Source organism: Janthinobacterium sp. GW458P (genome assembly GCF_002127585.1).
GTDB lineage: Bacteria > Pseudomonadota > Gammaproteobacteria > Burkholderiales > Burkholderiaceae_D > Janthinobacterium.
Map to the genome: position 1 here is coordinate 35,325 of NZ_NEGZ01000026.1, position 22,423 is coordinate 57,747.

The 22,423-nt window shown below is 60.9% G+C and carries 23 protein-coding genes and 1 tRNA gene; all 24 read right to left on the reverse strand.

What is annotated here, in order from left to right:
• Positions 1 to 8: 8 nt before the first annotated feature.
• Positions 9 to 2,081 carry an NADH-quinone oxidoreductase subunit L gene (nuoL, locus tag CBW50_RS15725; RefSeq protein ID WP_086146436.1) on the reverse strand — a complete coding sequence of 691 codons (2,073 nt, stop codon included), beginning with the start codon at positions 2,079 to 2,081 and terminating at the stop codon, positions 9 to 11.
• Between the two features lie 46 nt (positions 2,082 to 2,127).
• Positions 2,128 to 2,436 (reverse strand): NADH-quinone oxidoreductase subunit NuoK, encoded by a 309-nt coding sequence (gene nuoK / locus CBW50_RS15730; RefSeq protein WP_010399724.1) that lies wholly within the window; start codon positions 2,434 to 2,436, stop codon positions 2,128 to 2,130.
• Entirely contained in the window at positions 2,433 to 3,065 is a 633-nt protein-coding gene (locus tag CBW50_RS15735) for an NADH-quinone oxidoreductase subunit J (RefSeq protein ID WP_076567084.1), read from the reverse strand. Before CBW50_RS15735 ends, nuoK begins: the two co-directional genes overlap by 4 nt.
• A 66-nt stretch (positions 3,066 to 3,131) precedes the next feature.
• Positions 3,132 to 3,620: an NADH-quinone oxidoreductase subunit NuoI gene (nuoI, locus tag CBW50_RS15740; RefSeq protein ID WP_010399726.1), complete on the reverse strand. Its 489-nt coding sequence runs from the start codon at positions 3,618 to 3,620 to the stop codon at positions 3,132 to 3,134.
• A gap of 14 nt (positions 3,621 to 3,634) precedes the next feature.
• Positions 3,635 to 4,717, reverse strand: a complete 1,083-nt coding sequence (nuoH, locus tag CBW50_RS15745) for an NADH-quinone oxidoreductase subunit NuoH (RefSeq protein ID WP_086146437.1) — start codon at positions 4,715 to 4,717, stop codon at positions 3,635 to 3,637.
• Complete coding sequence (nuoG, locus tag CBW50_RS15750) at positions 4,717 to 7,050, reverse strand: NADH-quinone oxidoreductase subunit NuoG (protein WP_086146438.1); 2,334 nt, start codon at positions 7,048 to 7,050, stop codon at positions 4,717 to 4,719. The genes nuoH and nuoG overlap by 1 nt, the downstream gene beginning before the upstream one ends.
• A 22-nt stretch (positions 7,051 to 7,072) precedes the next feature.
• Positions 7,073 to 8,368: an NADH-quinone oxidoreductase subunit NuoF gene (nuoF, locus tag CBW50_RS15755; protein WP_010399729.1), complete on the reverse strand. Its 1,296-nt coding sequence runs from the start codon at positions 8,366 to 8,368 to the stop codon at positions 7,073 to 7,075.
• On the reverse strand, positions 8,365 to 8,844 hold the full coding sequence (nuoE, locus tag CBW50_RS15760) for an NADH-quinone oxidoreductase subunit NuoE (protein ID WP_035820520.1): 480 nt from the start codon (positions 8,842 to 8,844) through the stop codon (positions 8,365 to 8,367). Before nuoE ends, nuoF begins: the two co-directional genes overlap by 4 nt.
• Positions 8,845 to 8,856: 12 nt before the next feature.
• Complete coding sequence (locus tag CBW50_RS15765) at positions 8,857 to 10,110, reverse strand: NADH-quinone oxidoreductase subunit D (protein WP_010399731.1); 1,254 nt, start codon at positions 10,108 to 10,110, stop codon at positions 8,857 to 8,859.
• A complete protein-coding gene (locus tag CBW50_RS15770; protein ID WP_086146439.1) occupies positions 10,110 to 10,703 on the reverse strand; it encodes an NADH-quinone oxidoreductase subunit C in 594 nt (197 codons plus the stop codon). The genes CBW50_RS15765 and CBW50_RS15770 overlap by 1 nt, the downstream gene beginning before the upstream one ends.
• Before the next feature lie 17 nt (positions 10,704 to 10,720).
• Entirely contained in the window at positions 10,721 to 11,197 is a 477-nt protein-coding gene (locus CBW50_RS15775) for an NADH-quinone oxidoreductase subunit B family protein (protein ID WP_010399733.1), read from the reverse strand.
• 3 nt (positions 11,198 to 11,200) lie between these two features.
• Positions 11,201 to 11,560, reverse strand: coding sequence for an NADH-quinone oxidoreductase subunit A (locus CBW50_RS15780; RefSeq protein WP_010399734.1), 360 nt, complete (start codon positions 11,558 to 11,560; stop codon positions 11,201 to 11,203).
• 177 nt (positions 11,561 to 11,737) lie between these two features.
• Positions 11,738 to 11,822 (reverse strand) — tRNA-Leu (locus CBW50_RS15785).
• A 179-nt stretch (positions 11,823 to 12,001) separates the two neighbouring features.
• Positions 12,002 to 12,409, reverse strand: a complete 408-nt coding sequence (gene secG / locus CBW50_RS15790; RefSeq protein WP_086146440.1) for a preprotein translocase subunit SecG — start codon at positions 12,407 to 12,409, stop codon at positions 12,002 to 12,004.
• Positions 12,410 to 12,437: 28 nt separating this feature from the next.
• Entirely contained in the window at positions 12,438 to 13,187 is a 750-nt protein-coding gene (gene tpiA, locus CBW50_RS15795; protein ID WP_086146441.1) for a triose-phosphate isomerase, read from the reverse strand.
• Positions 13,188 to 13,260: 73 nt separating this feature from the next.
• Positions 13,261 to 14,241 carry an NAD(P)H-quinone oxidoreductase gene (locus CBW50_RS15800; RefSeq protein ID WP_086146442.1) on the reverse strand — a complete coding sequence of 327 codons (981 nt, stop codon included), beginning with the start codon at positions 14,239 to 14,241 and terminating at the stop codon, positions 13,261 to 13,263.
• A gap of 73 nt (positions 14,242 to 14,314) precedes the next feature.
• Positions 14,315 to 14,923, reverse strand: coding sequence for a tetratricopeptide repeat protein (locus CBW50_RS15805; protein ID WP_086146443.1), 609 nt, complete (start codon positions 14,921 to 14,923; stop codon positions 14,315 to 14,317).
• 69 nt (positions 14,924 to 14,992) lie between these two features.
• Positions 14,993 to 15,754: a DUF2807 domain-containing protein gene (locus CBW50_RS15810; RefSeq protein WP_086146462.1), complete on the reverse strand. Its 762-nt coding sequence runs from the start codon at positions 15,752 to 15,754 to the stop codon at positions 14,993 to 14,995.
• Between the two features lie 245 nt (positions 15,755 to 15,999).
• Positions 16,000 to 16,209: a hypothetical protein gene (locus tag CBW50_RS15815; RefSeq protein ID WP_086146444.1), complete on the reverse strand. Its 210-nt coding sequence runs from the start codon at positions 16,207 to 16,209 to the stop codon at positions 16,000 to 16,002.
• A gap of 154 nt (positions 16,210 to 16,363) precedes the next feature.
• Positions 16,364 to 18,310, reverse strand: coding sequence for a methyl-accepting chemotaxis protein (locus tag CBW50_RS15820; RefSeq protein WP_172404780.1), 1,947 nt, complete (start codon positions 18,308 to 18,310; stop codon positions 16,364 to 16,366).
• Positions 18,311 to 18,445: 135 nt separating this feature from the next.
• Entirely contained in the window at positions 18,446 to 18,721 is a 276-nt protein-coding gene (locus CBW50_RS15825) for a hypothetical protein (protein WP_216356362.1), read from the reverse strand.
• A 30-nt stretch (positions 18,722 to 18,751) separates the two neighbouring features.
• Positions 18,752 to 19,447, reverse strand: coding sequence for a hypothetical protein (locus CBW50_RS15830; RefSeq protein WP_086146445.1), 696 nt, complete (start codon positions 19,445 to 19,447; stop codon positions 18,752 to 18,754).
• 215 nt (positions 19,448 to 19,662) lie between these two features.
• Positions 19,663 to 21,780 (reverse strand): polyribonucleotide nucleotidyltransferase, encoded by a 2,118-nt coding sequence (pnp, locus tag CBW50_RS15835; RefSeq protein ID WP_086146446.1) that lies wholly within the window; start codon positions 21,778 to 21,780, stop codon positions 19,663 to 19,665.
• Positions 21,781 to 22,012: 232 nt separating this feature from the next.
• Positions 22,013 to 22,282: a 30S ribosomal protein S15 gene (gene rpsO, locus CBW50_RS15840; RefSeq protein ID WP_010399743.1), complete on the reverse strand. Its 270-nt coding sequence runs from the start codon at positions 22,280 to 22,282 to the stop codon at positions 22,013 to 22,015.
• Between the last annotated feature and the right edge of the window lie 141 nt (positions 22,283 to 22,423).

A 22,423-nucleotide genomic window follows, 5' to 3' on the forward strand; every position in this document is an offset into this window, starting at 1 on the left:
AGGTCAGCTTACTTAGCGGGCCAGAATGGCAGGAAATAGATCAGGAAGCCCAGCACGCCCAGGATCATCACGAATGCATAGTGATAGATGTAGCCGGTCTGCAACACTCGCGACAGCGAGGACAGCCAGGCGACGACCTTGGCGCTGCCATTGACGACGAAACCGTCGATCAGCTTCTTGTCACCGAAGTTCCACAGGCCATTACCCAGCAAGCGGGCACCGCCGGCGAACACGACTTCATTGAACTTGTCCATGTAGTACTTGTTGTCCAGCAGGGTGTGGATCGCGTGGAACTTGGCAAAGAACCAGGCCGGCACACGCGGGTTGACCATGTAGCAGTAGTAGGCTGCCACCACGCCGGACAATGCCAGCCAGAACGGTGCCGTCGACAGGCCGTGCAGCGCCATCGCCATCGCGCCGTGGAATTCATGCGACAACTCTTCCATCGCCGGATGGTTTTCGCCCACAAAAATCACGCCCTTGAAGAAATCTCCATGCAGCATCGGGCCGATCGTCAGGTAACCGATGATGAGCGACGGAATCGCCAGCATCACCAGCGGGAACCACACGACGAACGGGGATTCATGCGGCTTCTGGCCAGGTTCCAGGCCGTGGTGGCCGTGGTCGTCTTCTTCATCGTGCGCGTCCGAATCATGCTTGGCCGCGTGATGGTCGTCATGACCGTGCGCATGCGCCTGGCCGAAGCGTTCCTTGCCGTGGAAGACGAGGAAATACATGCGGAACGAGTAGAAAGCGGTGACGAACACGCCAGCCAGCACGGCGAACTGGGCAAAGCCAGCGCCCCAGATGTGCGTCGCTTCGACGGCTTCGATGATGCTGTCTTTCGAGTAGAAACCGGAGAACAGCGGCGTGCCGATCAGGGCCAGCGAACCGATCAGCGACGTGATCCAGGTGATCGGCATGTATTTGCGCAGGCCGCCCATGTTGCGGATGTCCTGGTCGTGGTGCATGCCGATGATGACGGAACCGGCGCCCAGGAACAGCAGTGCCTTGAAGAATGCGTGCGTCATCAGGTGGAATACGGCCACGGAATACGCGGACGAACCCAGCGCCACGGTCATGTAGCCCAGTTGCGACAGTGTCGAATAAGCAACAACGCGCTTGATGTCGTTCTGGATGATGCCCAAAAAGCCCATGAACAGCGCCGTGATGGAGCCGATCACCAGGATGAAGGACAGTGCCGTGTCGGACAGTTCGAACAGCGGCGACATGCGCGAGACCATGAAGATACCGGCCGTCACCATCGTCGCGGCGTGGATCAGTGCCGAAATCGGGGTAGGACCTTCCATCGAGTCAGGCAGCCACACATGCAGCGGGAACTGCGCCGATTTGCCCATCGCGCCGATGAACAGGCAGATGCAGGCTACCGTCAGCAGGGCCCAGTCGGTGCCCGGCATCGTCAACAGCGCCAGTTCGTCTTTCTTGGCGAACACTTCCTGGTAGTTCATGGTGCCGGCGTAGGCCAGCAGCAGCCCGATGCCCAGGATGAAGCCGAAGTCGCCCACGCGGTTGACGAGGAAGGCCTTCATGTTGGCCACGATGGCCGTCGGACGCTGGTACCAGAAACCGATCAGCAGATAAGAAACCAGGCCCACGGCTTCCCAGCCGAAGAACAGCTGCAGGAAGTTGTTGGCCATGACCAGCATCAACATCGAGAACGTGAACAGCGAGATGTAGGCGAAGAAGCGGTTGTAGCCTTCGTCATCCTTCATGTAGCCGATCGTGTAGATATGCACCATCAGCGAAACGAAGGTGACCACGCACATCATCATCGCCGACAGCGAATCGATCTGGAAGCCCACTTCCATCTTCAGGGTGCCGATCGTCATCCAGTTATAGATCGTGCCATTGAATGTCGCGCCATCCATCACTGCCAGCAATGTCTGCACGGACAGGATGAACGCAATCAGTACGCCCAGGATCGTCGCGGTATGCGACGTCTTGCGTCCGACCAAATTACCCAGGAACTGGGTGCCAAGCAAGCCTGCAATCGCGGCACCGGCCAGCGGCGCCAGCGGTACGGCAAGAAGGAGGTTAGGGTTGAGGAGTTGCCCCGCCATGATGAACCTTAATCGTTATTATTCGAGAGATCGAGTCTGAAAAACATCAGCCTTTGAGGCTGTCCAGGTCTTCGACGTTGATGGTATCCAGATTACGGAACATCACCACCAGAATAGCCAGACCGATAGCCGACTCAGCGGCGGCAACCGTCAGGATGAAGAAAACGAAGATCTGACCGGCCGCGTCGCCCATGAAATGGGAGAACGCGATGAAATTCATATTCACCGCCAGCAGCATCAATTCGATTGCCATCAGCAATACGATGATGTTCTTGCGGTTCAGGAAAATACCGACGATCGAGATTGCGAACAGGATCGCGCCCAGGACCAGAAAATGTGTGAGCGATAGTGTCATGGTGCCTCCTTAACTTCCGGCTCAGCCGCAGGACGCTCGACGACCGCGTCCATCTTGATGATCTTCAGGCGGTCGTTGCGCTTGACGCGCACGGCATCGCCCGGAGCAAAATGCTTGGTGTCCTTGCGTTTGCGCAAAGTCAGTGCGACCGCGGCAACGATGGCCACCAGCAGCACGACGGCGGCGATTTCAAAGGCGAACACATATTTGGTGTAGATCAGCAGGCCCAGTTCCTTGGTGCCGCCCAGGTTGACGTTCACCGGCGCGATGCTAGGCGCAAAGTTGCGGAAACCGTGCCACAGGACGGCGGCCATTTCCAGCACGATGATCACGCCCACCGTCACGGACAATGGCAGATAGCCCCAGAAGCCTTCGCGCATGCGGTCGATATTGATATCGAGCATCATCACCACGAAGAGGAACAGCACCATCACGGCGCCGACATACACCAATACCAGCACGATGGCCAGGAATTCAGCTTGCAGCAGCATCCAGATGCCCGCTGCGGAAAAGAAGGACAGCACCAGGAACAGTACTGCGTGGACCGGATTACGGGCCGTGATGACGCGTGTCGCCGCTATGATCAGAATCAGCGCGAAGGCGTAAAACAAAATTGTTTTAAAGTCCATAAAAAACCCAATAGACGTACAGATGAACGAGGGGCGCGCCGCAGCTTCTCAGCTGCGGCGCATCCATCAGCGATAAGGTGCGTCGGCGGCGCGCGCAGCGGCGATGTCATTTTCATAACGATCGCCCACGGCCAGCAACATCTCTTTCGTGTAATACAAATCCCCGCGTTTCTCGCCGTGGTATTCCAGGATTTGCGTCTCGACGATCGAATCGACCGGGCAGGACTCTTCGCAGAAACCGCAGAAGATGCACTTGGTCAAGTCGATATCGTAGCGCGTGGTGCGGCGCGAGCCGTCGTCACGCTGTTCCGATTCGATCGTGATGGCCATCGCCGGGCAAACCGCTTCGCACAGTTTGCAGGCGATGCAACGTTCCTCGCCGTTCGGGTAGCGGCGCAGCGCGTGCAAGCCACGGAAACGCGGCGAGATCGGTGTCTTCTCTTCCGGGAATTGCACCGTGATCTTGCGCGAAAACATGTACTTGCCTGTCAGCGCCATGCCCTTGATCAGCTCGCCTAACAAGAGGCTGCTGAAGAAATCTTTTACCTTATCCATTCGTATGCACTCTCTTACTTCCAAATATTCCAGGATGTCTGCATCCAGGCAGCGACGAAGACCAGGTAGACCAGCGTCAACGGGATAAACACTTTCCAGCCGAGGCGCATGATCTGGTCATAACGGTAGCGTGGGAACGTACCGCGCACCCAGATGAACACCGACACGATGAAGAAGGTCTTGGCGAACAGCCAGAAGAAGCCGCCGAAACCACCCCAGAACTCAAGGAAAGCAAATGGTGCGGACCAGCCACCGAGGAACATGATCGAAGCCAGGGCGCCGATCAGGATCATGTTGGCGTATTCGGCCAGCATGAACATGGCGTAGGCCATGCCCGAGTACTCGACCATGTGGCCGGCAACGATTTCCGACTCGCCTTCGACGACGTCGAACGGGTGACGGTTGGCTTCAGCCAGGCCCGACACCAGGTAGATGACGAACATCGGCAGCAGCGGCAGCCAGTTCCACGACATGAAATTGACGCCCTTGTCGGCGAAGTAGCCGATCTGCTGGCCGCCGACGATGTCGATGAAGTTCAGGCTGCCCGAGACCATCAGCACGATGACCATCACGAAGCCCATCGGGATTTCATACGAAATCATCTGTGCCGACGCGCGCATGGCGCCCATGAACGAGTACTTCGAGTTCGAGGCCCAGCCGGCGATGATGATGCCGTAGACTTCCATCGAGGTAATCGCCAGCAGCATCAGCAAGCCCGCGTTGACGTTGGCCAGCACGGCTTGCGGACCGAAGGGCACGACCGACCAGGCGGCCAGGGCCGGCATGATGGTCATGATCGGGCCGATCACGAACAGGCCCTTGGCGGCCTTGGACGGGATGATGATCTCTTTGAACAAGAGTTTCAGCGCATCGGCGATCGGCTGCAGCAAGCCCAAGGGGCCGACGCGGTTCGGGCCGACGCGGATCTGGATCCAGCCGATCAGCTTGCGTTCCCACAAGGTCAGGTAGGCAACCAGCCCCATCAGCGGCAACAGCACGCACAGGATCTTGATCAGGGTCCAGAAGAACGGCCATGTGCCGCCCAGCAAATCCTGGCCGCTGCTGTTGATGACGTTTACAAATTCAGGCAGAGCCATCAGATTTTCCCCTCTGCTGTTTCAACTGTGATGTCACCGAACATGCCGCCCAGGCTGGCCGTCGAGGCATGCGCCGCCGACACTTTGACCACATTGGCTGGCAGGCCGGCATGGAGTGCCGCCACCAGGATGGCGCTGCCGGAGCCTTGCGCCACTTTGACCTTGTCGCCCGCCTTGATGCCCAGCTTTTCCGCCAATGCTGGCGACAGATGGGCTTGCGGCGCGGCGCCGTCGACCGTGCGTTGCAACGGTTCGGAGCGGCGTACCAGCGCGTCGGCGAAGTAGATCGGCACGTCGGCGATGCGTTGCAGCTTTGGTGAAGCCGGTGCGTAGCTTGCCGCTTCCGGTGCGTTCTTGGCGATGTTGTTCAGCTGTGCCGACAGATCGGTCACGCCGGCGCCGAACGCTTCGTCGCGGATCGCTTCCGAGGTGTCGTAGTCGAAACCGGCCAGGCCCAGGATGTTGCCCAGGACGCGCAGCACTTTCCAGGCTGGACGGGTTTCCGCCAGCGGTTTCACGGTGCCGTTGAAGCTTTGCGCGCGGCCTTCGCAGTTGACGAAAGTACCTGAAGTTTCAGCAAATGGCGAAATCGGCAGCAAGACATCGGCGTAATCCATGCCGTGCTTGAAGGCGGACATCGCCACGACCATGTCGGCGCCATCGAGGGCGGCGCGGGCCGCTTGCGGATTGGCGGCGTCGAGTTCCGGCTCGGCGTGCAGCAGCACGTAGGCTTTCTTCGGCGCGGCGAACGCCGCTTGCACGTTGGCGCGCGGCTTGGCGACCAGGTGCGCGCCTACCGTGTTGGCCGCTTCCGTCAGGTAACCGAGCTTGGCGCCCGTCTGTTCGGCGATCCATTGCGCGGCAGCATGCAGTTGCGACGCTTGCGGGTGTTGCGTTGCGGCATTACCCAGCAGCACGGCGCCATGGTCGCCGGCCATCAGGCTGGCGGCGATGGCGACGGCCACGTCCGAAGCGGTGACCGCTTCGTAACCGGCTGGCGCGGCGATTTCTTTCGCTTTAGCAACAGCGACGACCACTTCCGACAAGGCCGCCAGCCAATCGCCAGGTGCGGCGATCATCTTGTTGGCGATGGTGATCAGTTGATCATCGTCGGAGGCGTGCAGGATCGACAGCTTGGCGCCGCCCTTGACGGACGCGCGCAGACGCGTGGCCAGCAATGGGTGATCCTTGCGCAGGAAGGAGCCGATGACGAAGGCGCGCTTGATCTGGCCAAATTCGCTGATCGTCATGCCCAGCCATGGCTTGACGTTCGCGTCGAGCGCGAAGTCGGTCTGGCGCAGGCGGAAGTCGACGTGCTCGCTACCGAGACCGTGGGCGACTTTTTGCAGCAGGACCAGCTCTTCGACGGTCGAATGCGGGGTGGCCAGCGCGGCGATGGCGTCAGCGCCATGCTCGTGCTTGATATTTTTCAAACCGTGCGCCACGTATTCCAGCGCGGTCTGCCAATCGACTTCTTTCCACTCGTTGCCTTGTTTCAGCATCGGGGACGTCAGGCGTTCGGCGCTGTCCAGCGCTTCGTACGAGAAACGGTCCTTGTCCGAGATCCAGCACTCGTTGACGGCTTCGTTTTCCAGCGGCAATACGCGCTTGACCTTGCCAGCTTTCACTTGCACGATCAGGTTCGAACCGAGGCCGTCATGCGGGCTGACCGATTTGCGGCGCGACAATTCCCACGTACGGGCGCTGTAGCGGAACGGCTTCGAGGTCAGTGCGCCGACCGGGCACAGGTCGATCATGTTGCCCGACAGTTCCGAGTCGACCGACTGGCCGACAAACGACACGATTTCCGAGTGTTCGCCGCGGCCGATCATGCCCAGCTCCATCACGCCGGCCACTTCCTGGCCAAAGCGCACGCAGCGGGTGCACTGGATGCAGCGCGACATCTCTTGCATGGAAACCAGCGGACCGGCTTCCTTCGGCGTGACGACGCGCTTGTCTTCCTTGTAGCGCGATTCGCCCTTGCCGTAACCGACGGCCAAGTCTTGCAACTGGCATTCGCCGCCCTGATCGCAGATAGGGCAATCGAGCGGGTGGTTAATCAGCAAGAATTCCATGACCGACTTTTGCGCCTGCACAGCTTTATCGCTGGCGGAGCGCACGATCATGCCGGCACTGACCGGGGTCGCGCAAGCGGGCAAAGGCTTGGGCGCCTTTTCCACTTCGACCAGGCACATGCGGCAGTTCGCTGCGATCGACAATTTCTTGTGATAGCAGAAGTGCGGAATGTAGGTTCCCAATTTGTTGGCGGCGTCCATCACCATGCTACCAGCAGGGACTTCGACTTTTTTGCCGTCTATTTCGATTTCAACCATGGTGATCGTTACCTGACGCAGCTTAGATATATGCGGGCACTAAGCAATGCTTGTGCTCGATATGATATTCAAATTCTTCACGGAAATTCTTAATGAAGGCCCGTACCGGCATGGCAGCCGCATCGCCCAGCGCGCAAATGGTGCGGCCCTGGATGTTGTCGGCGATCGAGTTGAGCATGTCCAGGTCGTCTGGACGACCCTGCCCCTGCTCGATGCGGTGCACCATGCGGTACATCCAGCCTGTGCCTTCACGGCAAGGCGTACACTGGCCGCACGATTCTTCAAAGTAGAAGTAGGACAGGCGTTCCAGCGCCTTTACCATGCAGCGTGTTTCGTCCATCACGATGACGGCGCCCGAACCCAACATCGAACCGGCTTTCGCGATCGAGTCGTAGTCCAGGTCGGTCTGCATCATGATGTCGCCGCGGATCACCGGAGCGGACGAACCGCCAGGGATCACGGCCTTGATCTTTTTGCCACCGCGCATGCCGCCTGCCAGTTCCAGCAGGGTCGCAAACGGGGTGCCGAGCGGCACTTCGTAGTTGCCCGGTTTTTCCACGTCGCCCGAGATCGAGAAGATCTTCGAACCGCCGTTGTTCGGCTTGCCCATGGCCAGATATTTCTCTGGGCCAATATTCAGCACGAAAGGCACGGCCGCGAAGGTTTCCGTGTTGTTGATCGTCGTCGGCTTGCCGTACAGGCCGAACGAGGCCGGGAAAGGCGGCTTGAAGCGCGGCTGGCCTTTCTTGCCTTCCAAGGATTCGAGCAGGGCCGTTTCTTCGCCGCAGATGTAGGCGCCATAACCATGGTGCGCATGCAACTGGAACGAGAACTCGCTGCCCATGATCTTGTCGCCCAGGAAGCCGGCGGCGCGCGCCTCTTCCAGCGCTTCCTCGAAACGCAGGTATTCCTGGAAGATTTCACCGTGGATATAGTTATAACCGACGGTGATGCCCATCGCATAAGCGCCAATGGCCATGCCTTCGATCAGGGCATGGGGATTGTAACGAATGATGTCGCGGTCCTTGAAAGTGCCCGGTTCGCCTTCATCTGTATTGCAGACGAGGTATTTCTGGCCCGGGAACTGGCGCGGCATGAAGCTCCACTTCAAGCCGGTAGGGAAACCCGCGCCGCCACGGCCGCGCAAGGACGAAGCCTTGAGGTCGGCGATGATCTGTTCCGGCGTGATTTTCTCTTCCAGGATACGCCGCAGGGCCGAATAGCCGCCGCGGTTCACATAATCTTGCAAATGCCAGTTCTTGCCATCCAGATCCTTCAGGATCAATGGATCGATATGGCGGTTGTGGAGTGACGTCATTTCTTGAGTTCCTCCAGCATGGCGTCGATTTTCTCGTTCGACATCCAGCTGCACATGGTTTTATTACTGACCAGCAAGACCGGCGCATCGCCGCAAGCACCCATGCACTCGCCCTCGACCAGGGTGAACTGGCCGTCAGCGGTGGTTTCGCGGAAATCGATGCCCAGTTTCTGCTTCAGGTACTCAGCAGCGCGCACGCCGCCCGACAGGGCGCATGGCAGGTTGGTGCACACGGTGATCTTGTGCTTGCCCACGGGTTTCACGTTGTACATATTGTAGAACGTGGCCACTTCCTGCACGGCAATGGCCGGCATGCCGATGTAGTCGGCCAGTTCCTTCATGGTTTCCGGCGCCAGCCAGCCCAGTTCATCCTGGGCATGGGCCAGCGCGGCCATGACGGCCGACTGACGCTGGTCGGCCGGGTACTTGGCCAGCTCGCGGTCAATTTTCTTATAGCATTGCTCTGATAACAACATACTTTTTGCCTCTTAGCGGTCAATACTGCCGAACACGATATCTTGCGTCCCGATGATGGTCACGGCGTCGGCAAGCATGTGCCCACGCGCCATTTCGTCGAGCGACTGCAAGTGGGCGTAGTCTGGCGCGCGCAGTTTCATGCGGTACGGCTTGTTGGCGCCATCGGACACCAGGTACACGCCGAACTCGCCCTTCGGATGTTCCACGGCGCTGTAGGCCTCGCCTGGCGGCACGTGGAAACCTTCCGTGAACAGCTTGAAGTGGTGAATCAGCGATTCCATGTTGGTCTTCATGTCGACGCGGCCCGGAGGCGCCACCTTGCGGTTGCTGGTCATGACAGGACCTTCATTGTTGCGCAGCCACTCCACGCATTGCTTGATGATGCGGTTCGACTGGCGCAGCTCTTCCACGCGGACCAGGTAGCGGTCGTAGCAATCGCCGTTGGTGCCGATAGGAATGTCGAAATCCATCAGGTCGTACACTTCGTACGGCTGTTTCTTGCGCAAGTCCCACTGCACGCCCGAGCCGCGCAGCATGGCGCCCGTAAAGCCCATGGCCAGCGCATCTTCCGGCGAGACCACGCCGATGCCGACGGTACGCTGTTTCCAGATACGGTTGTCGGTCAGCAGGGTTTCGTACTCGTCCACCGAGTTCGGGAAGCGGCGCGCGAAGTCTTCGATGAAGTCCAGCAGGGAGCCCTGGCGGTTTTCATTCAGCTTGGAAATCGCCTTGGCGTTGCGGATGATCGACGCCTTGTGCTGCGGCATCGCGTCCGGCAGGTCGCGGTACACGCCGCCCGGGCGGTAGTAGGCCGCGTGCATGCGCGCGCCCGACACTGCCTCGTAGGCATCGAACAAGTCTTCGCGGTCGCGGAAGCAATACAGGAACGGGCCCATGGCGCCGACGTCCAGCGCGTGCGTGCCGAGCCACATCAGGTGGTTCAGGATGCGCGTCATCTCGTCGAACATGACGCGGATGTATTGCGCGCGCAGCGGCACTTCCAGGCCCAGCATCTTTTCGATGGCCATCACGTACGCGTGTTCATTGCACATCATCGACACATAGTCGAGACGGTCCATGTACGGCACGGATTGCAGGTAGGTCTTCTGCTCGGCCAGCTTCTCGGTGGCGCGGTGCAGCAGGCCGATATGCGGGTCGGCGCGCTGGATGACTTCGCCATCCATCTCCAGCACCAGGCGCAGCACACCGTGCGCGGCCGGATGCTGCGGCCCAAAGTTCAGGGTGTAGTTCTTAATCTCAGCCATTATTTCATCCCGTAATGTTCTTCGCGGATCACGCGCGGCACGTTTTCCCGCGGCTCGATCGTCACGGGCTGGTAAATCACGCGCTTCTGTTCCGGGTCGTAGCGCATCTCGACATAGCCGGAGACGGGGAAGTCCTTGCGGAACGGATGGCCGATGAAACCGTAGTCGGTCAGCAGGCGGCGCAAGTCGTTGTGGCCTTCGAAGAGGATGCCCAGCAGGTCGAACGCCTCGCGCTCGTACCAGTTGACGGCGCGCCAGATGCCCACCACGGAAGGCAGCAGCGGCATGTCGTCGTCGGGCGCGAACACGCGCACGCGCACGCGCCAGTTGTGCTTGACCGACAGCAAATGCGAAACGGCCGCATAACGCAGGCCATCCCAGCTGCCATCACCATAGGTCGAGTAATCGACGCCGCACAGATCGATCAGTTGCTCGAAATGCAGGGTCGGATCGTCGCGCAGGGTCTGCATCACGGCCAGGTAGTCCCCGGCCTTGACCTGCAAGGTGACTTCGCCCAGAGCAACGGTCGTGCTAACGCGATCGCCCAGGGCAGTGCCGAGGGCGTTTTGCAAAACTTCTAAATGTGTTGTCATAATCTGAAGCGGCCCGGTTAGCGTGCGATCGTGCTGGTACGCTTGATCTTGTTCTGCAACTGCATGATGCCGTACAGCAAGGCTTCAGCGGTCGGAGGACAGCCAGGCACATACACGTCGACGGGCACGATGCGGTCGCAGCCGCGCACCACGGAGTAGGAATAATGGTAGTACCCGCCGCCATTGGCGCAGGAACCCATCGAGATGACCCAGCGTGGCTCTGCCATCTGGTCGTAGACCTTGCGCAGGGCCGGCGCCATCTTGTTGCACAGGGTGCCGGCAACGATCATGACGTCGGACTGACGCGGCGACGGACGAAACACGACGCCGAAACGGTCCATATCGTAGCGGGCTGCGCCCACATGCATCATTTCGACCGCACAGCAGGCCAGACCGAACGTCATCGGGAACATAGACCCGGTGCGCGCCCAGTTGATCAGCTTGTCGGCCGAGGTGGTGATGAAACCTTCGCTTAATACGCCTTCAATAGCCATGGCTTATTCCCAGTCAAGGGCACCTTTCTTCCAAATGTACCAAAATCCGACCACGAATTCAGCGATGAACACCATCATCGTGACGAAACCGGCCCAGCCCAGGTCGCGCATTGCAACGCCCCATGGGAAAAAGAATGCCGTTTCCAGATCGAACAAAATAAACAGGATTGCGACCAGATAGTAGCGCACATCGAATTTCATGCGCGCGTCTTCGAATGCTTCAAAGCCACATTCGTACGGGGAGAGTTTTGCTGCGTCAGGCTTGTTAGGACCCAACAGGCGCCCCAGGAGCTGGGGAGCGATACCGACACCGAGGCCGATAATAATGAACAGCAGGACGGGGAAGTAATTTTCGAGGTTCACGATTGATAAGCTTATATTGAACGATCGGTTAAATGAGGACGCTGCGATCATTTGCAGCGTATCTAACGCACGACCCCAATCAAAGCTAAGACCAGGATCGAACGACACATCCTCGTAAAAAAAGCCAGCAACTTTGTACGAGCCATGGCTCGTGCGCCGTTGCTGGCTTCTGATTTCTGGTGCCGACGACGAGACTCGAACTCGTACAGCTTTCGCCACTACCCCCTCAAGATAGCGTGTCTACCAATTTCACCACGTCGGCGGTAAGGCCCGTATTCTACTCTGCTTTGGCGCTAAAGTTAATGCACAAATGCATCAAAACACAGATAAAAACGATAAATTTTTACATCTTCCAGCGCGTCACGATTTTTTCCTGCCGCGCTGCTGAAACATTGAGCAATAATCTGCCCGTAATGAGAATTACTCTCGATATCCCGCCACTTACTTGGGAATCGCGCCAGCCGGGGTGCTGGCAACCGGCGCCGCAGCGGCCGGCGTGCTTGCTGCCGGCGCTGCCGGCGCCGGCACCGTCGTCGGGATTGCGCCCGCGCCGGTGACTGGCACTGGCTTGACGACTTTATCCATCACGCCGCCGCCTACCGTGGTAGCGCGCTGGTTGGCCATCAGCGACAGGGCCAGCGTGGCGCCGAAGAAGATCGCGGCGGCGACGCCCGTCGACTTCGACATGAAGTTCGACGAACCCGTCGCACCGAACAGACTGCCCGAGGCGCCCGAACCAAACGCGGCGCCCATGTCGGCGCCCTTGCCGTGCTGCAGCAACACCAGCGCGATAATCGACAATGCCGAAATAACCTGTACCACTACTACCAGATTGAACATCATGTTCATTGCAATTCCATTCTTAGTTTAAAGTAATTCAATCGGCGGCGTGAATAATTGCCAGGAAATCCGCCGCCTTCAATGCCGCCCCACCGATCAGACCGCCATCGATATCCGGCATCGCCATCAATTCTTTTGCGTTCTCCGGCTTCATGCTGCCGCCGTACAGGATCTGCACGCCGGCGGCCGCTGCCGCATTCTTTGCCGCCAGCTGGGCGCGCAATACCTGATGCACGTCCTGCGCCATTTGCGGCGTGGCCGTCTTGCCCGTGCCGATGGCCCAGACCGGCTCATAGGCCAGCACCAGTTTCGCCACGTCGTCGGCGGAAATGGCCGCCAGCACAGCGCCCAGCTGCTGCGTCACGACGGCGTCGGTCTGACCCGCCTCGCGCTGCGCCAGGGTTTCACCGACGCAAACGATAGGCGTGATGCCTGCCGCCAGCGCGGCAACCGTCTTGGCCGCCACCAGGGCATCGCTCTCGCCATGGTAGGCGCGGCGCTCGGAATGCCCGATCACCACGTAGCCGCAGGCGAAATCCTGCAGCATGGCGGCCGAAATCTCTCCCGTATAGGCGCCGCTGGCGTGCGCGGAAACATCCTGCGCGCCCCAGCCAAGGGCCGAGCCTGCCAATTGCGCCTGGCACTGCGCCAGATAGGGCGCGGGCACGCAGACGGCGCCGGCGGCGCCAGAGGCGCTCAAGCCAGCCACTATTTCAGACAATAACACCGCGTTCGTGGTGCGACTGCCGTTCATTTTCCAATTTCCGACGACGAGTTTGCGACGCATAGTAGCCTAAATTCTTAATAACCCGTCATTCTAACTCCGGCACCGATGCCGGTCAAACAGGCAGTGCCCCGTTTCAGGCAACTTGCAACATGATCTTGCCCACGTGCGTACTCGCTTCCATCAAGGCATGGGCCTCGCTAGCTTTTTCCAGCGGGAAAGTTTGATAGATCACGGGCTTGATCTTGCCCGCCTCGATCAGCGGCCAGACGGTCGTGCGCAGGTGGCTGGCGATGGCGGCCTTGAAGGCGACGGGACGGGGGCGCAGGGTCGAGCCGCTGACGCTCAGGCGGCGGCGCAGCACTTGCCCCAGGTCAAGAGTGGCCTTGCTGCCGCCCTGCACGGCGATGAGGCCGATGCGGCCATCGTCGGCCAGGCAATCGATTTCGCGCGGCAGGTAGTCGCCGCCCACCATGTCGAGGATGACGTCGACGCCCTTGCCATCGGTCAATTCCTTGACGACGGCAACGAAATCTTCCGTGCGGTAATTGATGCCGCGCTCGGCGCCCAGCGCCTCGCAGGCGCGCGCCTTCTCGTCGCTGCCCGCCGTGGCGAACACGCGGTGGCCCAGAGCGGCCGCCAGCTGGATGGCCGCCACGCCGATGCCGGACGTGCCGCCCTGCACCAGCAGGGTTTCACCATCGGCCAGCGCGCAGCGGTCGAAGACATTGCTCCACACGGTAAAGAAGTTCTCGGGCAGGGACGCGCCTTCCAGCGCCGTCAAGCCCTTGGGCAAGGGCAGGCACTGGCCGGCAGGCGCGGCGCAATATTCGGCATAGCCGCCGCCCTGCACCAGCGCGCAGACCAGGTCGCCCTTCCTGAACGCCGTGCCGGTGAAATCGCCATCGACGATTTCACCCGCCACCTCCAGGCCAGGCAGGTCCGAGGCGCCGGCCGGCGGCGCATACTTGCCCAGGCGCTGCAGCACATCGGGACGGTTGATGCCGGCCGCATGCACCTTGATCAGCAGTTCGCCCGTCTTGAAAGCGGGAACGGGACGCTCGGCGATCTGCAATACGTCGGCGGGACCTGGCTGGCTGATGGCAACTGCACGCATGGCGGGACACTTTCAAGGGAAAACGGCGATTGTACGCCAAGCCGCCGCCCCTTGCAGGCCGCTACTTGATCGCTCAGACACCGCCCGTTTTCGACTGGCGCGGCAAGGGCGTGCCCGGCTTCCATTTCGCCGACAGGGCCTGCCCTTCCTCGACCTGCTCATGCGTCATCTTGCGCACCACGGCGGCGCGCTGGTCGGCCGCGTTCGCGTTGCCATTCGCGGCCGCCAGGTTCCACAGCATGTAGGCGATGACATTATCCTGCTGCACGCCGCCCATGTGATAGCGGTACATCAGGCCCAGCACCTGTTGCGCCTCGGCATGATTCTGCTCGGCCGCCTTGCGGAACCAGCCCACGGCCTGCTTGTGGTCCTGCAGCACCGCGTTGCCTGTGTAATACATGGCGCCCACCACGTACTGGGCGTCGGCCTTGCCCTGCTCGGCCGCCTTGCGGTGCCAGAACATGGCTTGCTTGTAATCCTGCGGCAAGCCGCGCCCCATGTAATACATCAAGCCCAGCAAATGCTGGGCATCGACGTTGCCGGTCTTGGCAAGGGGCAATATTTCCTTGTAGGCCAGCGCATAATTCTTGTTGTTGTAGGCGCTGGCGCCTTCGACGAAGCCGGCCCGCGCGGGCAGCTGTATCGCCAACAGCATGAGTAGTGTAATGATCAGTTTTTTCATCGGAATGGGATGTAGTCTCACTGCTTTTTCTTATCCAGCCCAAGGACAGCTAGGCCTGGCTGCGCTTGCTTACTTCCAGCTCACCTTGCCCAGGCCCTCGACGCTGACGTCGCGGTTGGCCGGCTTGCCGTACACCACCACCGAACCGAGTCCGCTCAGGTTCAGCCTGGCATTCGTATGGGCATTCACCGTGGCATTGCCCAGGCCACTCAATTCCAGGTTGACGGCATCGACTTCGAACTGCTGCGCGTTCAGGCTGCCCAGGCCGCCGAGGCTGGCCTTCAGCAAGCGCCCGCGCCCGCCCAGCACCACGGAACCGGCACCCTGCAAGTCCAGCTCGGCCCGCTCATTGTTGCCGATCCAGAGCTGCATGCTGCCCACGCCGCCCAGCGTGGCGTTGAGCCTGCGGTAATCGCCCACCAGCTTGATGCTGCCCGCCCCTTCCAGCGACAGGGTCAGCTCCTCGCCCGTAAAGCCCGTGATATCCGTGCTGCCGAAACCTTCGGAGCTGAGTTCGCGCAAGTTCGGCAGGACGAGGTCGGCGCGGATCGATGCGGGGTTGATCTTGAAGCCGCGCACTTCCGTTTCGATGTGCAGGGTATCGCCGCTTTGCGCCGTGCTGACGTCGGCGATGTAGCGCTTGTCGGCCGTGATGCTCAGCGACGGCACGCTGCCCTGGCGGATGCGCACTTCCATCACGCCGTCGAGCTTGACGCGTACCACGCGGGCGTCGACGTTGCGCATTTCCAGCAAACGGGTCTCGGCGGCCACGCCGCGCACCAGGCCCAGTGTCGCCAGGAACAGCAACGCCAGTTGCAGTATCTTTTTCATGTATTGCATCCTCGGTATCTTGTTTTTATGTGTCGCGGCGCCCTCATGGGACGCGCGCGCATTGCCACTGGCTGCCACTGTAGCAGCGCCGAAAATTGCTGACAATGACTTTGACGCCCGACAAAACCGTAGCGAGCGGCAGTGAGGCTCGGCGCCCCCGTTGGCCCGAGAAGCGGAACTGTGCGAATGCACAGTGAGCATCGGAAGCCGCAAATCGCGACGCGCAGTAGGCCTTGACGGGTGTCTTATGCAAAACGGGCTTTTTCGGCGGCACTCAGGCGCCTGGCCTTGACCACCACCACTTGCATGGCCGCCTTGCCGGCTGGCGTGGCCAGGGTGGCCGTGGAACTGGCCACTTGCAGGGCCGGGGCGGCCGGGGCGATGGCGTAGCAGCCGGCGCCGAGCACGATGGCGGCGGCAACGGCAATGATTTCCATGTTTTTAGCGACGTTCATGTTGTTCTCCTCGGGTGTCTGGCAGTGGGCTTGCGGTATGGTGTCACTATAGCCATACCGCCCCCGCCAGGCACGCCGATTGCGACGAACTGCATTTTTGGCAGGCTGGCCTGACAAAAACGCGGACGAACGCACAGATCGCTACGATAGCAGCTTAAAACTCTTCCCACTCGTCGGCGCCGGACTTGGCCGCCTTGACGGGCTTGGCCGGCGCCAGCACGCGGGCCAGCGCGCGTGGAACCGATGCGGGCGGCTTCGCCTTCAGGCGCGCCACGGGCGCGGGGGCCGCGGCAGGGCCGGCATCGCCGAGGCGGAACATGCCGACCGCTTGCGCCAGGTCAACGGCCTGCTCCTGCAGGCTTTCCGCCGCGGCGGCCGCCTGCTCGACGAGGGCGGCATTCTGCTGCGTCATGGTATCCATGTGCGTGACGGCCGTATTGATCTCGCCGATGCCGGCGCTCTGTTCGCGGCTGGCCACCGTGATCTCGCTCATGATGGTGGTCAGCTGCTGCACCGAGGCCACCACCTGATCCATGGTCTGGCCCGCCTCGTCGACAAGGCGGCCGCCGGCATCGACTTTTTCCACCGAGTCGCCGATCAATTCCTTGATTTCCTTGGCCGCGCCGGCCGACCTTTGCGCCAGGTTGCGCACTTCCGACGCCACCACGGCAAAGCCCCTGCCCTGCTCGCCCGCGCGCGCCGCCTCGACGGCCGCGTTCAGGGCCAGGATATTCGTCTGGAAGGCGATGCCGTCGATCACGCCGATGATGTCGACGATCTTGCGCGAGCTTTCCTGGATGCCGGCCATGGTGCCCACCACCTGCTGCACCACGCGCCCGCCCTTGGCCGCCACTTCCGAGGCGGACACGGCCAGCTCGTTGGCCGCATGCGCGTTTTCCGCATTCTGCTTGACGGTCGACGTCAGCTCATCCATCGAGCTGGCCGTCTCTTCCAGGGCGCCCGCCTGCGCTTCCGTGCGCGAGGACAGGTCGGCATTGCCGGCCGCAATATCGGCCGACTCGCTGCGCACCAGGGTGCTGATGCTGCGGATCTGCACCAGCACGGTGGCGATCTTTTCGACGAACAGATTGAAGGCCTTGGCGATCTGGGCCAGCTCGTCCGTGCCTTCCGCGTCGAGACGGCTGGTCAGGTCGCCGTCGCCCGTGGCGATGGCTTCCATGGCATCGCGCACCAGGCCCAGGCGGCGCAGGGCACGCGCCACCAGGGCGCTCAGCACCGCGGCGGCCAGGGCCAGCACCAGCAGGGCCGTCAGGGCCGAGGCGCGCAGCATGGAACTGAGGGCCTGCGTCGATTCAGCCCGGTCCAGCACGGTAGCCAGCAGCCAGTCGCTGCCTGGCACTTTACTCACGTGCAAGATGCCTGCGCGCCCGTCCAGGCGGATGGCCGCGCCTTCGCCGCTCTTTTCAATATTGCCCAGCGCCTGTGCGCTCAGGCCAGCATCGAGTTCGGACAGCGGCTTCAAGGTCAGTTTGGTGTCCGGGTGGGCGATGATCTTGCCGCCGCCATCGACGAGAAAGCCGTAGCTCGCTGGCGTCGGCTTGATCGAGGCGACGTTTTGCACGACCGCATCCATCATCACGTCGGCCGCCATCACGCCCGTCACGCTGCCCTTGCCGCCCAGCGGCTCGGCAAACGTCACCACCAGCTTGCCCGTGCTGGCGCCGATATACGGCGCCGTGATGATGGGGCCGCCCGTTTCGGACGCCAGCTTGTACCACGGGCGCGCCGTGGGATCGTAGTCGGCGGCACGCTTGCGCTCCTGCGAAAACACAGCGTGCTTGTCGGCAAAACCGATGTAAGCCATGTCAAACGTGCCGGCCTGCTCGGCCGCCTTCAGGGCCGGCAGCGGATCGGCCGCCTGCGCGCCCTGCTTGAGCGAACCCACGACGGCTTGCTTGGAACGCAGCCATTCGGCGATCGCCTGCGCATGGCTGTGCGACAGCTGCAGCATCTGCGTGTCGAGCGCGGCCAGGGTGCTTGAGCGCGTGGTATAGAAATTGGCGATGGCGACGGCCAGCATGGCCAGCACGACGGTAGAGACAGCGATGGCGATCAGCCGCGCCTTAAGAGAGGACAACATGGTGCACCCGATAAAAAAAGAGGAAAGGGGAAGGGATGCGCCATGGTCAGGGAATAAGATTTTGTCGTCAAGCAATACTAACAGTCGATTACCCATAAACAACAATTGATACCATATATTAACTAAACCCATTAACTACATCTCGCCGCGCAGCTTGCGCAGGGCCGGCGATTCGCCACCCGTCGCCTCGAGGCGAAAGCGCGCAAATGCCTGCTCCAGCTCAGGGTACTGGCGCAAGCCGCCTTCCGTAAAATAGCGTCCGCCGGGGATATCGCCCCACGGCAGCGGCACGCTCAAGGCGCCGCTGCCCGCCAGCGCCAGCAGCGGCTCGAGCGCGCCGCGCAGCTCGGCCACCTCACCATCGGCGGGCGCCAGGCACGCCAGCAACTGTTCCAGTTCCGCGGCACGCATTCGCAAGCGCTGCTGATCCATCATGCCTCCTCAGTTCTTGATCGTGCCGATCAGCACGGGCACCGACCACAAGTTACGATTTGGCAACAAGTACTGTTGCGCCCCGCCCCGGTGCCGCACGAGGCCGCCCAGCTCTTCCGTGGGAGCCACCTGGCTGACGAACACGTTGACAGTTCCCTTCGGCATGATCTGATACACATCATACAGCGGCGCCTCGCTCTTCAGGGGCAGGCCGAAACAGTCGGCCAGGCTGGCGCACTGGCCCGACGCCAGCTGCAACTGCGTGCTGGTGGTGAAATACGGCGAGTATGGCGATACGTTCTGGCCGTGCGGCACGATTTTTACCAGCGCGGCAGCCATCGGCTGCAGGGCCGGCAAGGTGCTGCCCGAGGCCAGCTGCTCGACCGCGCGCGCATAGATGGTGTCGGCCGGCGCGGCAGGATCGGCCGCGCGCAGTTCGCGCAGAAATTGCTGCCCTGCCCCGCTATCGAGATAGGAGTCGATAGCTTCGCGCGGCAAGCCCGCCGTCCTGAAAGTGCTGAGGTCATTGATTTCACGCGCATGCACGGCGCGCAAGGCGTCGATATCCTGCGCCGGCATGGCCGTGGAGGCGGCGGCGATCGGTATCGGCAGCGGCACCGGCGTGGGATTGTCGTCGGCCTGCGCCCAGGCGCCGGGGGCAAGCGCGATCAGGAAGGCGGCGGCCAGGCAGTAGGGTTTCAGCATGCTGCATCTCCTTGGAAGTGGCGAACGGGGAAGGAACCCGTACGAATCTACAAGGAGCGCAATACGCTGACGCGACCTGCATCAAGGCGCAGGCAAACAGGCGCGCCGCCAAGCGCGTGCCTTCGATGCAGCGCAAACGATACGCATAAAAAAACCGCCAGGGCTTGCGCGCCGGCGGTTTTTGGGGTGGCGGACCAGGCCGCCGTCAGGCGAACTTAAGCGGCTGGCGCTTCGTTGCCTTCAGCAGCTTTCATCGACAGCTTCAGGCGGCCGCGGTCGTCCGTTTCCAGCACTTTGACGCGCACCAGCTGGCCTTCTTTCAGGTAGTCGGCCACGGCGTTGACGCGCTCGTTGGCGATCTGCGAGATGTGCAGCAAGCCGTCCTTGCCTGGCATGACTTGCACGATGGCGCCGAAGTCCAGCAGTTTCAGCACGGTGCCTTCGTAGGTCTTGCCCACTTCGACGGAGGCCGTCAGTTCTTCGATGCGGCGCTTGGCTTCCTGGCCGGCGGCAGCGTCGACGGACGCGATGGTGACCACGCCTTCGTCGCTGATGTCGATCTGGGTGCCCGTCTCTTCGGTCAGCGCGCGGATCACGGCGCCGCCCTTGCCGATCACGTCACGGATTTTTTCCGGGTTGATCTTGATGGTGATCAGACGCGGTGCGAAATCGGACAGTTCGGTTTTGACGTGCGGCATGGCTTTTTGCATTTCGCCCAGGATGTGCTCGCGGCCTTCCTTGGCTTGCGCCAGCGCCACTTGCATGATTTCCTTGGTGATGCCCATGATCTTGATGTCCATCTGCAGCGCCGTGATACCGTTGCGGGTACCGGCTACCTTGAAGTCCATGTCGCCCAGGTGGTCTTCGTCGCCCAGGATGTCGGACAGCACGGCAAACTTGCCGCCTTCCTTGATCAGGCCCATGGCGATGCCGGCCACGTGCTCTTTCATCGGCACGCCGGCGTCCATCAGCGCCAGGCAGCCGCCGCAGACGGAGGCCATCGACGAGGAACCGTTCGATTCCGTGATTTCCGATACCAGGCGCACCGAGTAGCTGAACTCTTCAGCTGCCGGCAGGGCGGCGATCAGCGCGCGCTTGGCCAGGCGGCCGTGGCCGATTTCGCGGCGCTTCGGCGTACCGACGCGGCCCGTTTCGCCGGTGGCGAACGGAGGCATGTTGTAATGCAGCATGAACGAATCGGTGAACTCGCCCATCAGCGCATCGATCTTCTGGCTGTCGCGGGCGGTGCCCAGGGTAGCGACGACCAGCGCCTGCGTTTCGCCGCGCGTGAACAGGGCCGAACCGTGGGTGCGTGGCAGCACGCTGGTGCGGATCGAGATCGGACGCACGGTGCGCGTGTCGCGGCCGTCGATGCGCGGCTCGCCGTCCAGGATCTGCGTGCGCACGATCTTGGCTTCGATGTCGAACAGGATGTTGTTCACTTCCGCGCTGTCGATCGCCGCGCCGCCGTTGGCAGCCGCTTCGGCCGACAGGTCGGCCAGCACTTCCGACGTTGCCGCCTTCAGCTTGGCCGTGCGTTCCTGCTTGTCCTTGGTTTGATATGCATCATTGATCTTGGCGTTGGCGAAATGCGCGACGCGGGCGATCAGTGCTTCGTTCTTCGGCGCAGGCGCCCATTCCACTTCCGGCTTGCCGCCGTCACGCACCAGGTCGTGAATCGCGTCGATGACGACTTTCATCTGATCGTGGCCGAAGACCACGGCGCCCAGCATGATTTCTTCGGACAGCTGCTGCGCTTCCGATTCGACCATCAGCACGGCCGTTTCGGTACCGGCGACAACCAGGTCCATCTGCGACGTTTTCAGTTGCTGGACGGTCGGGTTCAGGATGTACTGGCCGTTCGCGTAACCGACGCGCGCGGCGCCGATAGGACCGTTGAAAGGCACGCCCGAGACGCACAGGGCGGCCGATGCGCCGATCATGGCGGCGATGTCCGGATCGATTTCCGGGTTGACCGACAGCACGTGAATGATGACTTGCACTTCATTCAGGTAGCCTTCCGGGAACAGCGGACGGATAGGACGGTCGATCAGACGCGATGTCAGTGTTTCTTTTTCGGAAGGACGGCCTTCGCGCTTGAAAAAACCGCCCGGGATTTTACCGGCAGCATAAGTTTTCTCGACATAATCAACCGTCAAAGGGAAGAAATCCTGGCCTGGCTTGGCATCTTTGCGTGCCACCACCGTTGCCAGAACGACGGTATCTTCGATCGACACCAGCACTGCGCCGGATGCCTGACGTGCGATTTCGCCGGTTTCCAGGGTCACCTGATGTTGACCGTACTGGAAGGTTTTCGTAACTTTGTTAAACATGGGGTATCCCTTTTCTAATTGCCGACAGATTTTCAGGGGCTGTCGTTCACCTCACCACAGGCGGCGTAAAAATGCTGCCTTTACTTGTTGCCACCTTTGCTACTTTACTTTTAAAACATGATGTCGGTAGAGAATACTGTACTTCTCGACATAAATCCGGAATTCAAATGACAAAATGCCCGCGTCAGCGAACTGGCGCAGGCATTTCTGTATAAACCTTGTACGGCAAAAATTACTTGCGCAGACCAAGTTTAGCGATCAGGTCGCGATAACGGGTAGCGTCTTTAGCCTTCAGGTAGGACAACAGGCTCTTACGACGGTTGACCATCATGATCAGGCCGCGGCGGGAGTGGTGATCTTTCGAGTGGGCTTTGAAGTGGCCGTTCAGTTCGTTGATGCGAGCTGTCAGCAGTGCAACTTGCACTTCAGGGGAGCCGGTGTCGTTTTGACCACGTGCGTTGTCCGCGATGATAGCGGCTTTGTTGATGTTTTCTACTGTCATGATAAACCTTTCACATGCGGTGCACAGAGTCTGAACCCTATCCACCGTGAACTACGATTATTAAAATACTGGCCTATGCTTCCAACCAGACGCGCAAGTATATCGGAAAAATGCCCGCCTGTATCCTGCCGTGCGGGCTTT

Excerpts from the sequence above, each read along its gene's own strand:
- secG (WP_086146440.1), bottom strand. The coding sequence starts at position 12,409 with ATGAACATGATGTTCAATCTGGTAGTAGTGGTACAGGTTATTTCGGCA.
- nuoE (WP_035820520.1), bottom strand. The coding sequence starts at position 8,844 with ATGTTGTTATCAGAGCAATGCTATAAGAAAATTGACCGCGAGCTGGCC.
- nuoL (WP_086146436.1), bottom strand. The coding sequence starts at position 2,081 with ATGGCGGGGCAACTCCTCAACCCTAACCTCCTTCTTGCCGTACCGCTG.
- CBW50_RS15800 (WP_086146442.1), bottom strand. The coding sequence starts at position 14,241 with ATGCGTGCAGTTGCCATCAGCCAGCCAGGTCCCGCCGACGTATTGCAG.
- nuoG (WP_086146438.1), bottom strand. The coding sequence starts at position 7,050 with ATGGTTGAAATCGAAATAGACGGCAAAAAAGTCGAAGTCCCTGCTGGT.
- nuoF (WP_010399729.1), bottom strand. The coding sequence starts at position 8,368 with ATGACGTCACTCCACAACCGCCATATCGATCCATTGATCCTGAAGGAT.
- CBW50_RS15820 (WP_172404780.1), bottom strand. The coding sequence starts at position 18,310 with ATGTTGTCCTCTCTTAAGGCGCGGCTGATCGCCATCGCTGTCTCTACC.
- nuoK (WP_010399724.1), bottom strand. The coding sequence starts at position 2,436 with ATGACACTATCGCTCACACATTTTCTGGTCCTGGGCGCGATCCTGTTC.
- CBW50_RS15815 (WP_086146444.1), bottom strand. The coding sequence starts at position 16,209 with ATGAACGTCGCTAAAAACATGGAAATCATTGCCGTTGCCGCCGCCATC.
- CBW50_RS15825 (WP_216356362.1), bottom strand. The coding sequence starts at position 18,721 with ATGCGTGCCGCGGAACTGGAACAGTTGCTGGCGTGCCTGGCGCCCGCC.
- tpiA (WP_086146441.1), bottom strand. The coding sequence starts at position 13,187 with ATGCGTCGCAAACTCGTCGTCGGAAATTGGAAAATGAACGGCAGTCGC.
- CBW50_RS15770 (WP_086146439.1), bottom strand. The coding sequence starts at position 10,703 with ATGACAACACATTTAGAAGTTTTGCAAAACGCCCTCGGCACTGCCCTG.
- pnp (WP_086146446.1), bottom strand. The coding sequence starts at position 21,780 with ATGTTTAACAAAGTTACGAAAACCTTCCAGTACGGTCAACATCAGGTG.
- rpsO (WP_010399743.1), bottom strand. The coding sequence starts at position 22,282 with ATGACAGTAGAAAACATCAACAAAGCCGCTATCATCGCGGACAACGCA.
- CBW50_RS15810 (WP_086146462.1), bottom strand. The coding sequence starts at position 15,754 with ATGAAAAAGATACTGCAACTGGCGTTGCTGTTCCTGGCGACACTGGGC.
- nuoI (WP_010399726.1), bottom strand. The coding sequence starts at position 3,620 with ATGGATAAGGTAAAAGATTTCTTCAGCAGCCTCTTGTTAGGCGAGCTG.
- CBW50_RS15830 (WP_086146445.1), bottom strand. The coding sequence starts at position 19,447 with ATGCTGAAACCCTACTGCCTGGCCGCCGCCTTCCTGATCGCGCTTGCC.
- CBW50_RS15765 (WP_010399731.1), bottom strand. The coding sequence starts at position 10,110 with ATGGCTGAGATTAAGAACTACACCCTGAACTTTGGGCCGCAGCATCCG.
- nuoH (WP_086146437.1), bottom strand. The coding sequence starts at position 4,717 with ATGGCTCTGCCTGAATTTGTAAACGTCATCAACAGCAGCGGCCAGGAT.
- CBW50_RS15805 (WP_086146443.1), bottom strand. The coding sequence starts at position 14,923 with ATGAAAAAACTGATCATTACACTACTCATGCTGTTGGCGATACAGCTG.
- CBW50_RS15735 (WP_076567084.1), bottom strand. The coding sequence starts at position 3,065 with ATGGACTTTAAAACAATTTTGTTTTACGCCTTCGCGCTGATTCTGATC.
- CBW50_RS15775 (WP_010399733.1), bottom strand. The coding sequence starts at position 11,197 with ATGGCTATTGAAGGCGTATTAAGCGAAGGTTTCATCACCACCTCGGCC.